This window comes from Clostridioides sp. ZZV15-6383, assembly GCF_020657735.1.
Taxonomy (GTDB): Bacteria; Bacillota; Clostridia; order Peptostreptococcales; family Peptostreptococcaceae; genus Clostridioides; species Clostridioides difficile_D.
This window is the reverse complement of sequence record NZ_JAGWCV010000006.1, coordinates 54,654-68,003: the sequence shown is the minus strand read 5'-3', so window position 1 is coordinate 68,003 and position 13,350 is coordinate 54,654. Positions and strand designations below refer to the sequence as shown.

Here is a 13,350-nt window from a genome sequence, read left to right as displayed (position 1 = left end):
AATTGCTATTTATTAACTTTGGACCAATCTTTTTCAAAAGTATTGGCACCGTCTACTGTAAGCTGGTTAAAAGAAGCTTTTTTAAATAAGTCATATGTTACAGCTGCATAATCACATCCACAAAGAGATGCTTGAGTTAAGTGGAATACATTTTTAATAGAAGCTGCAATAACTTTAGTATTATATCCATTTATTGATATAAGGTCACATATTTCTGTAAGGTTTTTTATACCATCATATCCATTTTCATCATTTCTACCTATAAAAGGGAATAGGTAATCAGCACCTGCGTTTATAGCCAATGATGCTTGATTTACATTGAAAATTAGGGTGCATGCAGTTTTTACGCCTTTACTATTCAATATGTTTATAAGTTCTAAGCCAACTTCAGAAAAATTTATTTTTATTATGGTGTTCTTGTTTATATTTGATATCTTATCACAAGACTCAAGTAATTCATATAAATTATTTCCTATAACTTCAGCAGTTAATATTTCCGGATTTAAATTAGTACATGCCTCAATAAATTTATAGAAGTTTACATTTTCTTTAAGATACATAGATGGATTAGCTGTTATTCCTTTAAATCCATATTTTAAACACTTTTGAATCTCATCAAGATTAGCACTATCTATTAAATATTTCATAATTTAATTCTCCTTTAAGCTATTTATTATAAAAAAGTGTATATACTCAATTTTTACTATTATGTATTTTATTAGAGAGTAACATTACTACAGCAGTAGATATACCTTGACCTAATAAACCTTATTGATAGATTCTATGTGGTTCATATTAGGGTACTTCTGTAATTTTTATTTGTAAAACGTTAAGTTAATTATACAATAAGATTGTTTATAAAATTATCCTATAAGCACTTAATAAAATTTACATAATGATATGGTAATAATGAAACATTAATTGTTTATTAATTGCCATAAAGTTTAGTGAATAAGAGTTAACAGTTAAGGTATTGCCTTAAAAATCTGGTAATAGGTATAATTTGAGTATGAAGGCAATAATTTAAGGGAGGAAAAATATGATTAACTTTTATCAACCATCAAGAATAAATTTTGGACAAGGAACTTTAAGTGAGTTACCTAGTATAATAGGAAAATATGGAAAGAAATGTTTGTTAGTTACTACTCCAAATGTAGAGCCATTAGACCAGTTATATGAAAGAATTACATTGGATTTAATAGGAAAGGGGATAGAAGTTGTACACTTTGATAAGGTAGAGCCAAACCCAACTGTAGAGCTAGTAAATGAAGGATTTGAATTAGCAAAAAAGGAATCTGTAGATGTTGTTTTAGCTGTTGGTGGAGGGTCAAGTATAGATACTGCCAAAATATTAGCCTTGACTTTTGGACTGGAAAAAATAGATTGGGATTATATGTTTAATACATATACAAATCCATTTAAAATATATGACAAAGTAAGTGAAAAAGAATTACCATTAATAGCTGTATCAACTACCTCTGGAACAGGAAGTCAAGTTACACAAGCAGCAGTGATATCAAGAGGAATCGAAAAAAATACAATATTCCATCAAAATTGTTTCTCAAAAGAATGTATAGTAGACCCAGAGCTTATGTTAACTCTGCCAGAGAGAATTACTGCATCAACAGCATTTGATGCCTTTACTCACGCATTTGAAAGTTACATAAATCCAAGTGCTAATGATTTTACAGAGATAATGTCTGAAAAATCTATGGAATTAGTCATTAACTATCTACCTAAGGTAATGGAGGAAAAAAATAATGTAGATTATAGAACAAAATTAGCAGTAGCAGATACATTAGGAGGAAGTTCACTAGCAAATGCTGGTGCAGCACCACCACATCCACTAAGTGAAATAATAGGTGGGGTTACACACATTCCTCATGGTGAAGCTTTGGCTATAGTGTTCCCAAAATTTGCAGAAAAGTTCTATGAAAACAATGTAGAGAAATTTGCTAAAGTAGCGAGAATGTTTAACAGAGAATTAGAAAAAGTAGAAGATAATGAAGCAGCTAAAGCTTTAGGAAATGAAATAAAAATGTTTTTAAAGAGTGTAGGTCTTAAGACAAAACTATCTGAGTTTAATATAACAAAAGAACAATTAGAAGAAATAATAAGCTGTCCAGTTTTAGAATTTTTACCTTTTGGAAAGAAGGAAGACCTTGTTGAAATATTAGAAAAATCTTACTAGGATGTGATACAAATGAGATATAAATTAATTTGTACTGATATGGATGGCACTTTAATGGGTAAAGGATTTGAAATATCAGAAGAAAATATTAAAGCATTAAAAGAAGCTATGGAAAAGGGGATTAAGGTAGCCTTAGTCACAGGAAGACCTTATAATGCCATGAAATATTTTACAAGTGTATTAGGCGATGATATATATATTATATCAACTAATGGGACATATTTTAACTTATTAGGATACGAGTATAAGAAAGTTTTAAGTAAAGATATACTAAAGAAGATATATACAATAGGTGAAAAGTATAATTTAAATAGACATTTTAAGGGATGCAAAAGAATTATAGCCAACAATGAAATAGGACAAGAACATCCATACAGACTAGTAAATAGTAAAAATAAAGAAGAAGATAGAATCGAGATAATAGAAAATGCAAGTTGTGAAACCTTATTAGAAAAATCTGGAAATGACATTTTAAAGTGTATACTCTTCTCAGAAAATTTGGAGTCTTTAAGAGAAGCAAAAAAAGAGTTTAAAAAACAAGAAGATTTAGAAGTAGTAAGTTCTGGAAAGATAAATTTTGAAGTTATGAGTAAAGGTACTTCAAAAGGTATTGCAGTTAAAAAATTTTGTGATATATTAGGTATAGATAGCAAAGAAGTTATTTGTATAGGTGATAATGAAAATGATATATCCATGATTGAATTTGCAGGTCTTGGTATTGCTATGGGTAACGCTACAAATGAAGTAAAGTCTAAGGCAGATTTTGTAACTGATACTAATGTAAATAATGGTGTAGCAAAGGCTTTAAGAAAAGTATTATCATAAAATTTTATAGTGTGGAGAGTGAGTTATGTTTAATATATTTAAGAAAAAAGAAGATAAGATTGAGAAAATATACAGTCCTTTTAAGGGAAATTTAGTTAACTTAGAAGATGTTCCAGATGCAGTTTTTGCCCAAAAGATGATGGGAGATGGAGTAGCCATAATACCAAGTGAAGGTAAGTTATATTCTCCTGTTGATGGTGAAATAGTCAGTGTATTTGATACAAAGCATGCATTAATGATTAAGAGTAATGATAACACAAATATGTTGATACATGTAGGTTTAGAGACAATGTCACTAGAAGGAAAGCCGTTTGATGTTAAGGTAAAGGCAGGAGATAAGGTAAAAGCTAAAGATTTAATAATGGAAGTGGATTTAGAATTTATAACATCAAATGATTTAAATATAATAACTCCTGTAGTTATAATTGATGATGCTGATACTGTTAAGAGAACAGTAAAATATAGACTAGAGCCTGGAAATGTAGACACCAATAGTGTAATAATGGAAATTGAGTAGATACAAGAAGATGTAGCCAATGCTACATCTTTTTTGATGAATTTTATCAGAATAAAAGTACATTGGATTTAGATGAAATAGATAAACTAAAATATTAATAATTGGTAAAGTATAATTTTGTCGTAATCTGTTGACTATTTACCATATCATTATGGTAATTTAGAGAAGTATTTGAAATATTGTAAAAATAATATTCAAAATTTATAATGTAGATATGAACTGAAATGCTTTGTAAAACTAATATAAAGGGGTGATAAATAATTAAGATGATAGTAAATAAAGAGCTAATTATTGATTATTTAAAATCCAATCAAAAAAATATCATAAATGATATTAAAAATTTAGTTGAGATACCTTCAATTAGAGATGACAGTACAAAAGATATAAATCAACCATTTGGAATAGAAATAAGAAATGCCTTTGATAAGCTTATTCAAATAGCAAAAGATAAGGATTTTGTTGTAAAAGATTTTGGCGGATATGCACTCCATATAGAATATGGAGAAGGTGAAGAAGTAGTGGGGGTGCTTAATCATATAGATGTGGTACCAATATATACTAAAGAGTTGTGGAAGAGTGAACCTTTTAAAGTCTATCAAAAAGATAACTATCTCTACGGAAGAGGAGTTAATGATAACAAAGGACCTTTGATAGGAATTTTGTATGCATTACTTTTCTTAAGAGAACTTAATGAAAAGCCAAAGAGAAAGATTAGATTGATAGTAGGTGGAGCTGAAGAGACAACTTGGGAATGTATGGAACATTACTTTAGTGTCAATGAACAACCAAAATTTGCATTTTCTCCAGATGGAAACTTCCCAATAGTAAATGGAGAGAAGGGAATTTTGTACTTTAATATAAAAAAGGAAATAAATGAAGATAAATTTAGAAATCACAATTTAGTTGATATAAAGTCAAACAAAGAAGATGGATTTGTATGTGATAAAATTGAAGCTATTTTTAAAACTAATGACAAGAAAGAGTTAGTAAAATCATTAGCTTATTATACAGAGATAGAAGAACTAGAAGAAGAAAAAGTATTAGTAAGATATCTAGGAGAAAGAACTTTATCAAGAAACCCACACAGGTCATATAACTGTGCATTTAATTTAGCAAAAGATTTAGAAAAAATCAAAGAGCTAAATGTCAAAGGAATCATAATAAAAGATATTTTAAATTCATACTTTACAGATGATAATCATGGAAAAAAATTAGGGCTATATAAAGAAGATGTAGATATGGGAGTTTCTACAATATGCATAATGAGTATCTTCTTAGAAAAGAATGAGTTGAATATGAAAATAGATTTTAGATATCCTAAGGGCATAAGTTGGGAATTTATAACTAATAGAATTAATGAAATTGAGAAAAAAGAAAATTTAATAATTGAGATATATAAGGATTTAAAACTATTGTATGTAGAACCAGATAGTGAATTAATAAAGAAATTATCAAGTGCATATAAACAAGGTTTTGGAAAAGAAGCAGAACTTTTTACAAAAGGAGCTGCGTCTTATGCAAGAGTATTAGAAAATGGAGTTGCATTTGGACCTACAATAGATGGAGATAGTCCAAATTCACATCAGGCAAATGAAAATATAAGTATAGACACATTATATAAAGCGATAGAAGTTTATATATATGCATTATATAGCCTAGCATTTCAATAAAAATGGAGGAAATAATACTATGAAGGATAAATTACAAGTACTTTCTGGAGCAATGATGATTCCTGTTATATTACTTGTTGTAGCAGGAGTATTTATAGGATTAGGGTCAGCTTTTGCAAATATGGAAAACGTTTCTGCATTAGGGCTTAGCGGGTTAATAAAAGAAGGGTCATTCATAAATGTATTCTTTAAAGTAATAAATGACCTAGGATTTATGGTAATGAGATACTTACCAATATTCTTTGTTACTGGTATAGCCTTTGGCTTATCTAAAAAGGAAAAAGGATGGGGGGCATTAGGAGGAATTGTTTTATTTATAGGAATGCACACAGTTATAAGTACATTACTAGTAGCAAATGGTATAAATTCAGATACAGTTACAGCAGAAGCGTTTATGGCATCTGGATTAGGTGAGGCAGAAGCATATAGTCGAAGTTCCTTATATGGTTCTTTCTTAGGAATATTTTCATATGATTGTAGTATATTTGGAGCTATAATAGCTGGATTTGTAGCTAGTGCAGTACATAACAAATTTGTTGACATAGAACTTCCTAGTGCATTATCTTTTTTCTCAGGGCCAAGATTTTCAATGATTATAATGTTTATAGCATCAATAGTATTGGGTACAGCAATGTACTTCATATGGCCACCAGTAGGGTTAGCATTATCTAAACTTGGTAATTGGATAGGTTCGAGTGGATTATTAGGAACATTTACTTTTGGAGCAATGGATAAAGCATTATTACCATTTGGTATACATCACTTAATTGCATTTCCTATAGAATATACAAGAGTAGGTGGAACAATGGAAGTAGGTGGAGCAATTTACGAAGGTGTTAACAATATAAGATTAGCTCAAATGGGAGACCCAGATACACTATCTTATATCACTCGTAACTTTACAACAGGACGTTTATTAATACATTTTGCAATATTGCCAGCAGCAGCTTTAGCTATGTATAAGTTGGCTGACAATGTTAATAAGAAAAAAGCAATAAGTATATTGATACCAGCAATAGTAACAGCCATGTTGGTAGGGGTAACGGAGCCAATAGAGTATACATTCTTATTTGTTGCACCATTATTATACTTTGCAGCATATGTACCACTAGCAGGGTTGACATATGTATTCACAGAAATGTTTAATGTTTCTATAATGGGAGAATCATTTAGAAATATGTTCCCTAATTTATTACAACCTCAAAAGGTAGATGCATTACCTTTATTATTTTTAATACCAATATTCTTTATAGTTACTTATATAATATTCACATGGGCAATTAAGAAGTTTGATATAAAGACACCAGGAAGAAGCTCAGAAGAAGTTAAGCTTTATAGTAAGAAAGAATATAGAGAAAGACAGTCTGTAGGTGATGTTAAAGTAGTAGAAAACAATGTAGTAGAATATGAAGTAGGTGATAAAGATTCAGAACTTGTACACTATATAATAGAAGGTTTAGGAGGAAGTAGTAATATAAAAAATATTACAAACTGTGCGACTAGACTTAGAGTAGAGTTAAATTCAATTGATGGATTCTATGAAGACAGTTTCTGGGTAAATGAATTAGGTGCAAGTGGAGTTGTTAAAAAGAAAAATTCAGTTCAAGTTATATTTGGACCAAGAGTTATTACAATAGCATCAAAACTCAAAGCTGTATTGGGTGTAGATTAATATATATAAAGCTATGTAAATTAGATGAGTTTACATGGCTTTTATTTTTTATTATAAGAGCATTATAATAATTTTAAATCTCTAGAAAACTTGTGTGTATTCAAAATATACTATATTCCTTAAATCATGTGGAGGAAAAGATTATTTGCGAACAGTAGAATGATATCATAAAGCAAGAATTATTATACTGAAAATATTTACAATCTCGACATATTATGCTACAATTACTTACGATAAATAAAACTTAATAAGAATTACCTCATCTAATAAAAAGATTGAGGTAGAGGTTGCATTTACTAAGATTAATATTGAAGAGGTTGGAAGCCAATGAAGCAATATAAAAGGAGTGAGTGCCGAAGTGCTAGTGTCCAAAGCTAGTGCTGGGACTGTATTTAATAGGTACAGTACTGTCATCAAAATTATCCCGAATTTTGATGGAGAGCTATCTTAAACAAGATAAAGGGAAGATGCAGGTATGTTGTATTTAGCACATTTAGCTCAACATGTATCCATGTTGAGCTTTTTTACATCTAGACAAAATAGGGTAGAAAAGGGATGCAATAATAAAATATTTTAATTTAAAAAGTGGGGAGATTAAAAATGAGCAGTTTAAAAAAGAAAAAGTTTACTATGCCGCAGACACTTACTATAATATTTTTACTAATAGTAGTAATGGCAGTTCTTACTTGGATAGTACCAAGTGGAAATTTTGAAAGGGTAGATATAGACGGAAGATCAGTTGTTGTGGCTGGAACTTATGAAAAAGCACCATCAAATCCACAAGGGATTACTGATGTATTTACGGCACCTATAAATGGATTTATAGATGCGGCTGAAGTAGTTGGATTTGTTTTAATAGTTGGAGGAGCTTTTGGAATAGTTAATAAAACAGGAGCTATAGAAGCTGTTATAGCCCACACTGTCAATAAAATGAAGAGGTTTCAATTTTTAATAATACCTATCTCAATGATTCTATTTGGACTAGGTGGAACAACATTTGGAATGAGTGAAGAAACACTACCTTTTTATATGATATTTATTCCACTTATGACCAGTATGGGATATGATTCATTAACAGCAGTGGCAACAGTGTTTATAGGAGCAACGGCTGGATTTGGAGCAGCTACAACTAATCCTTTCTCTGTAGGAATAGCACAAGCATTGTCACAAATAACACCAGGTTCTGGGATAGAATTTAGAGTTGTTATGTTTATAATATATATGGCTATATCTATAGGATTTGTTATGATGTATGCCAATAAAGTTAAAAAAGACCCTAAAAAGTCTTTAGTACATGGTATATCATTAAATCAGGAATCAATGGTTAATACTGATACAAACATAAAAGAATTTACAAAAAGAGAAGCCATGGTAATAGCAATTTTTACAATAGGTATGGCGATTATGATATATGGAGTTTTAAAGCTAGGATGGTATATAACTGAAATTGCAATGATATTTACGGCTATAGGCATAATATCAGGTATAGCATCAGGGCTTAAACAAGATGACATAGTTAATTCATTCATAAGCGGAGCAGGAGATTTAATGACAGCAGGGTTATGTATAGCATTTGCACGTGGAATCGTAATAATAGCAGAAAATGGATTTATAATAGATACAATTTTAAATTCTGCAGCAAATTTATTAAATGGATTACCAAAAACTATCTTTATAAATTTAACTTTCTTAATAGAAGGTTTAATAGCATTTTTGATACCATCAGCGTCAGGACTTGCATCACTTACAATACCTGTACTTGCACCACTTGGGGATTTAGTAGATGTATCTAGACAAATGATAGTTACAGCCTATCAATTTGGTATAGGTGTAACTAATTTAATAACACCTACATCAGGTGTTTTAATGGGAGCATTAGCAGTAGCTAATATTCCTTGGTCAAAATGGGTTAGATTTGTAATTCCTTTAATGGTAGTATTAACAATTCTTGTAATGGTATTTTTGACAATAGGATTATTTCTAGGATTCTAATAGGAGGTAAGTCATGATAGAGAGTATAAAGAAAAGAGCTTATGAGATAGAGAATGAACTTGGAAAAGAAATTGAAGAAGTATGTGATTTTATATTCAATAACCCAGAATTAGGAGAAGAAGAATATATATCATCAAAATACTTAGTAGATAAAATAAAGGGATATGGATTTGATATAACTTATCCATACTGCAATATGGAGACTGCTTTCAGAGCTGAATTAGGGGATGATGATGGTCCAACTATAGCATTTTTGGCTGAGTATGATGCACTTCCAGGATATGGAGAAAATAAAGAACCAGCTCATGCTTGTGGACACAACTGGATTGCAGCATCTACACTAGGAGCTTGTATAGTATTAAGTAAGTTAAAAGAAAGTTTTAAAGGAAAAATTGTATTAATAGGAACACCAGCTGAAGAAACAACAGGAGGTAAATGTGATTTAGTTAAGGCAGGAGCTTTTGATGATATTGATGTAAGTTATCAAATGCATATAGAAGCTTTTAACAATATAAACTGTAAAGCTTTGGCAATAGACTCATTAGAATTTAGTTTTGAAGGGATATCAGCACATGCAGCTAGTCATCCTCATATGGGAGTTAATGCACTGGATGCAGTACAACTTACCTTTGCTGGTATAAATGCACTAAGACAACATGTAAAATCAGATGTTAGAATACATGGGATAGTTTCAAATGGAGGAGAAGCTCCAAACATAGTTCCAGAAAAAGCCGCTTGTAAGTTTTTTGTAAGAGCAGCTGAAAGAAGTTATTTAGATGAAGTAACTAAAAAAGTTATAAACTGTGCAAAAGGTGCAGAGTTAATGACAGGGGCTAAGCTTTCTTATAGATATTTTGAAAATTCTTTTGATAATATAATAAATAACAAAGTACTTCAAAAGATAACAAAAAATAATTTGATTGAGGCAGGTATAACAGATATATTAGAAGGTAAAGATGGTCCAGTAGGTTCTACAGATATAGGTAATGTAAGTCAAGTTTGTCCTACTATGTATACAGAAATAGCTTTGGATATAAATCCAATGGTATATGTTCATGAAAAAGAGTTTCTAAATTATGCAAATTCTGAGGAAGCTTATGATAAACTTCACAAATCAGTAAAGGCAATGGTAGGGTGTGCATTAGAAATCTATTTGGAAGATGGGCTACTTGATGAGATTAAGAAAAATCATTTAAATTAATATTAAATTAAAAACAAAAGGTATTTCCATGAAATTGGTAATACCTTTTTTGCTTTATTTGTCTTTTGATAAAACAATATTTTATTAATACAATTTATATAGCTTATTCAACATTAAAATATTTAGAAAAAGTTGACATTAAAAAATAAATTTGCTAACATATAATAAATAATAATTAAAATAAAATATAAACGGATAGTGATTGTTTAAGTACAAGCTAAACCTATTTATTACTCAGGATTCATGGGAATCTATTTAATGTGTAATAAATAGGTTTTTTTTAATGCAATAAATTATATTCAAAATATTCTTAATAATTAAAAATATTTACTTTAACTTAGTATTAAGAAAGGGGGAATCACAATGGTTATTGAAAAAATACTCAATAACAATGTAATTATTACAACAGATGAAAATGATAAAGAAATAGTAGTTATGGGAAGAGGTTTAGCATATAAGAAACGTACAGGTGACCACATATCAAAGGATAAGGTTGATAAGGTATTCAAACTTTCAGACCCAAATATGTCTGATAAATTTAAAGAATTAATAGCAGATATTCCTATGAGGTATATGGAATTATCAGATGAAATAATTTTACAAGCTAAAGAAAAATTAGGGAAGAGATTAAATGATAGTATTTATATCTCTTTAACTGACCATATATATACAGCAATAGAAAGGGTTCGTGAAGGAGTAAATGTAAAGAATGCACTACTTTGGGATATAAAAAGATTTTATCAAAGCGAATTTAAAATAGGATTAGAAGCTTTGGATTACATAGAAGAAAAGTTTGAGATTAGATTGCCAGAAGATGAAGCTGGATTCATAGCACTACATATAGTTAATGCACAAATGGATCAAAATATAAAAGTCATATATGAAATTACACAAATGATACAAGAAATTACAAATGTGGTTAAATACCACTATAGAATAGTATTTAATGAAGATTCAGTTTATTATTATAGATTTATTACTCACCTAAAGTATTTTGCAGAAAGGCTTATTAGTAATAAATCATATGAAAATAATGAAGATGATTTATTAGAAGTAATAAAAGTAAAATATAAAAATGCTTATAAATGTATAGAAAAATTAGATGAATTTATACATAAAAAATACAATTACAATTTAACAGATGAAGAAAAATTATACTTAACTATTCATGTTGAAAGAGTAGTAAGCAAAAGTATTAAGTAAGATATAAATCCTAATAATTAGGTTTATATATATTGGGTGGTGACATTAAGTTGGCCAAACCTTCATATTTCAAAAAGAAAATGGAGGAGAAAAAATGAGAAAGTATGAGCAATTATCAAAAGACATTATTGCTAATGTAGGTGGGAAGGAGAATATTAGTAGTTTGTCTCACTGTATAACGAGATTACGTTTTAAGTTAAAAGACGAGTCAATAGCAAATGATGATGTACTAAAAAAAATGGATGGTATAGTTACTGTAATGAAAAGTGGAGGACAATATCAAGTAGTTATTGGTAACCATGTTCCAGATGTTTATGCAGTTGTGTGTGATTTGGCTGGATTAGGAGGGGATACAATAGACAATTCAGATTCAGATGCACCAAAAGGATTACTTAATAAGTTTATAGACATAATATCAGGAGTTTTTCAACCAATATTAGGAGTACTGTGTGCTGCTGGTATGATAAAAGGATTCAACGCAGTATTTACAGCATTGGGTTTATATAGAGAAGCTGATGGAGCATATATTATGCTAAATGCAATTGGAGATGCAATGTTCCAGTATATGCCGATAATTCTTGGATATACAGCTGCTAAGAAATTCAAATTAAAACCATTTATTGGTATGCTTATAGGTGCAGTTTTATGCTATTCAGGTATTCAATTAGATACTTTAGCATCTACAAGTCAACCTTTATATAATCTATTTGCTGGAACAATATTTGAATCACCAGTATATATAACTTTCTTAGGATTACCAGTAATAGCAATGAACTACACTTCAACAGTAGTTCCAGTAATTTTAATAGTATTATTAGCAGCTAAGTTAGAAAAAGTGTTTGCTAAAATAATACCAGATGTAGTAAAGAATTTCTTTGTACCAATGGCAGTTTTATTAGTTTCTTTACCAGTAGGATTTATGGTTATAGGTCCTATAGCAACGTATGCTTCCAATATAGTTGGAAATGGATTTTTAGCTTTATTTAATTTCTCATCAGTTTTATGTGGCGTATTAACTGGTTTATTGTGGCAAGTGCTTGTAATATTTGGGCTACATTGGGGACTAGTACCAATAGCTATTTCAAACCTTATGACTATGGGGTCTGACACAATATTAGTTGGAGCATTTGCACCATCTTTTGCACAAACAGCAGTAGTTGCAGCAATGTACTTTAAATTAAAAGACAAGAAAATAAAAGAGTTATGTGTACCTGCAGTTATTTCAGGTATATGTGGTGTAACGGAACCTGCAATATACGGAATAACTTTACCAAGAAAAACACCATTCATATATAGTTGTATAGGTGGTGCAGCAGCAGGAGCTGTAATGGGAATAATGAATGTCAAAGGTTATGTAATGGGTGGACTTGGAATATTTGGCATACCTAATTATATAAATCCAACAACTGGAGATATGACAGGCGTTTATGTATCAATAATAGCAGCAATAGTAGCAACTGTAGTAGGATTTGTATTAACATTCTTCTTCTGGAAAGATGATACTGTGGTAGAAGACTCTAAAAATGATAATAGACAAAAAATGGTAGAAAATACTAAAAGAGAAGTAATATATAGTCCAATAAAAGGTGAAGTAAAAGCTTTGGAACAAGTTAAAGATTCAGCATTTTCAACAGGTGTATTAGGTAAGGGTGTAGCTATAGTTCCTAAAGAGGGAAAGGTTGTAGCACCATTTGATGGGACTATAATGACTTTATTTCCAACAAAACATGCAATCGGAATAATATCTGATAATGGATGTGAGTTATTGATACATATAGGGTTAAATACTGTTCAATTAGAAGGTAAATTCTTTGAATCTTTTGTTAAGCAAGGTGATAAGATTCAAAAAGGTCAAACTTTAATAACTTTTGATATAGAAAATATATTAAAAGAAGGATATTGCTTAGAAACACCAGTAGTTGTTACTAATTATTCTGATTATGTGGATATTATAGAAAAAACACCAAAGTACATAAGTAATAGTCAGGAATTGATAACTGTTTTAGCTTAGAATAGGGTATTCTTAATAAGAATCAGAAATTGGTATTTTTATTTTAAAAGAGATTTACTATAAATAAA

General features: G+C 29.8%; 10 protein-coding genes and 1 riboswitch. Of the genes, 9 read left to right on the top strand and 1 reads right to left on the bottom strand.

The window, feature by feature from the left end:
- Nucleotides 1-5: 5 nt before the first annotated feature.
- Nucleotides 6-647 carry a transaldolase family protein gene (locus KGF42_RS04180; protein WP_054275033.1) on the bottom strand — a complete coding sequence of 214 codons (642 nt, stop codon included), beginning with the start codon at nucleotides 645-647 and terminating at the stop codon, nucleotides 6-8.
- 392 nt (nucleotides 648-1,039) lie between these two features.
- Between KGF42_RS04180 and KGF42_RS04175 the strand changes: the two genes are divergently transcribed.
- The 9 genes from KGF42_RS04175 (at nucleotide 1,040) to KGF42_RS04135 (ending at nucleotide 13,282) form a co-directional block, all read left to right on the top strand.
- Complete coding sequence (locus tag KGF42_RS04175) at nucleotides 1,040-2,191, top strand: iron-containing alcohol dehydrogenase (protein WP_227825824.1); 1,152 nt, start codon at nucleotides 1,040-1,042, stop codon at nucleotides 2,189-2,191.
- 12 nt (nucleotides 2,192-2,203) lie between these two features.
- On the top strand, nucleotides 2,204-3,016 hold the full coding sequence (locus KGF42_RS04170; RefSeq protein WP_227822244.1) for a Cof-type HAD-IIB family hydrolase: 813 nt from the start codon (nucleotides 2,204-2,206) through the stop codon (nucleotides 3,014-3,016).
- 25 nt (nucleotides 3,017-3,041) lie between these two features.
- Entirely contained in the window at nucleotides 3,042-3,533 is a 492-nt protein-coding gene (locus KGF42_RS04165) for a PTS glucose transporter subunit IIA (RefSeq protein WP_227822245.1), read from the top strand.
- A 266-nt stretch (nucleotides 3,534-3,799) separates the two neighbouring features.
- Entirely contained in the window at nucleotides 3,800-5,203 is a 1,404-nt protein-coding gene (locus tag KGF42_RS04160; protein ID WP_227825823.1) for a Sapep family Mn(2+)-dependent dipeptidase, read from the top strand.
- A gap of 19 nt (nucleotides 5,204-5,222) precedes the next feature.
- Nucleotides 5,223-6,875, top strand: coding sequence for a PTS transporter subunit EIIC (locus tag KGF42_RS04155; protein WP_227825822.1), 1,653 nt, complete (start codon nucleotides 5,223-5,225; stop codon nucleotides 6,873-6,875).
- Nucleotides 6,876-7,148: 273 nt separating this feature from the next.
- Nucleotides 7,149-7,328, top strand: a riboswitch (Lysine riboswitch).
- 147 nt (nucleotides 7,329-7,475) lie between these two features.
- Complete coding sequence (locus KGF42_RS04150; RefSeq protein ID WP_199855965.1) at nucleotides 7,476-8,867, top strand: YfcC family protein; 1,392 nt, start codon at nucleotides 7,476-7,478, stop codon at nucleotides 8,865-8,867.
- Between the two features lie 13 nt (nucleotides 8,868-8,880).
- Nucleotides 8,881-10,068, top strand: coding sequence for a M20 family metallopeptidase (locus tag KGF42_RS04145; RefSeq protein ID WP_227825821.1), 1,188 nt, complete (start codon nucleotides 8,881-8,883; stop codon nucleotides 10,066-10,068).
- Nucleotides 10,069-10,431: 363 nt separating this feature from the next.
- On the top strand, nucleotides 10,432-11,271 hold the full coding sequence (gene licT / locus KGF42_RS04140) for a BglG family transcription antiterminator LicT (protein WP_054275025.1): 840 nt from the start codon (nucleotides 10,432-10,434) through the stop codon (nucleotides 11,269-11,271).
- Nucleotides 11,272-11,365: 94 nt separating this feature from the next.
- Nucleotides 11,366-13,282 (top strand): beta-glucoside-specific PTS transporter subunit IIABC, encoded by a 1,917-nt coding sequence (locus tag KGF42_RS04135; protein ID WP_227822251.1) that lies wholly within the window; start codon nucleotides 11,366-11,368, stop codon nucleotides 13,280-13,282.
- The last annotated feature ends 68 nt before the right edge of the window (nucleotides 13,283-13,350 follow it).

What these genes read in the sequence shown, in the direction of transcription:
- KGF42_RS04170 (WP_227822244.1), top strand. Translation starts at nt 2,204, where the DNA reads ATGAGATATAAATTAATTTGTACTGATATGGATGGCACTTTAATGGGT.
- KGF42_RS04150 (WP_199855965.1), top strand. Translation starts at nt 7,476, where the DNA reads ATGAGCAGTTTAAAAAAGAAAAAGTTTACTATGCCGCAGACACTTACT.
- KGF42_RS04155 (WP_227825822.1), top strand. Translation starts at nt 5,223, where the DNA reads ATGAAGGATAAATTACAAGTACTTTCTGGAGCAATGATGATTCCTGTT.
- KGF42_RS04160 (WP_227825823.1), top strand. Translation starts at nt 3,800, where the DNA reads ATGATAGTAAATAAAGAGCTAATTATTGATTATTTAAAATCCAATCAA.
- KGF42_RS04180 (WP_054275033.1), bottom strand. Translation starts at nt 647, where the DNA reads ATGAAATATTTAATAGATAGTGCTAATCTTGATGAGATTCAAAAGTGT.
- KGF42_RS04145 (WP_227825821.1), top strand. Translation starts at nt 8,881, where the DNA reads ATGATAGAGAGTATAAAGAAAAGAGCTTATGAGATAGAGAATGAACTT.
- licT (WP_054275025.1), top strand. Translation starts at nt 10,432, where the DNA reads ATGGTTATTGAAAAAATACTCAATAACAATGTAATTATTACAACAGAT.
- KGF42_RS04135 (WP_227822251.1), top strand. Translation starts at nt 11,366, where the DNA reads ATGAGAAAGTATGAGCAATTATCAAAAGACATTATTGCTAATGTAGGT.
- KGF42_RS04175 (WP_227825824.1), top strand. Translation starts at nt 1,040, where the DNA reads ATGATTAACTTTTATCAACCATCAAGAATAAATTTTGGACAAGGAACT.
- KGF42_RS04165 (WP_227822245.1), top strand. Translation starts at nt 3,042, where the DNA reads ATGTTTAATATATTTAAGAAAAAAGAAGATAAGATTGAGAAAATATAC.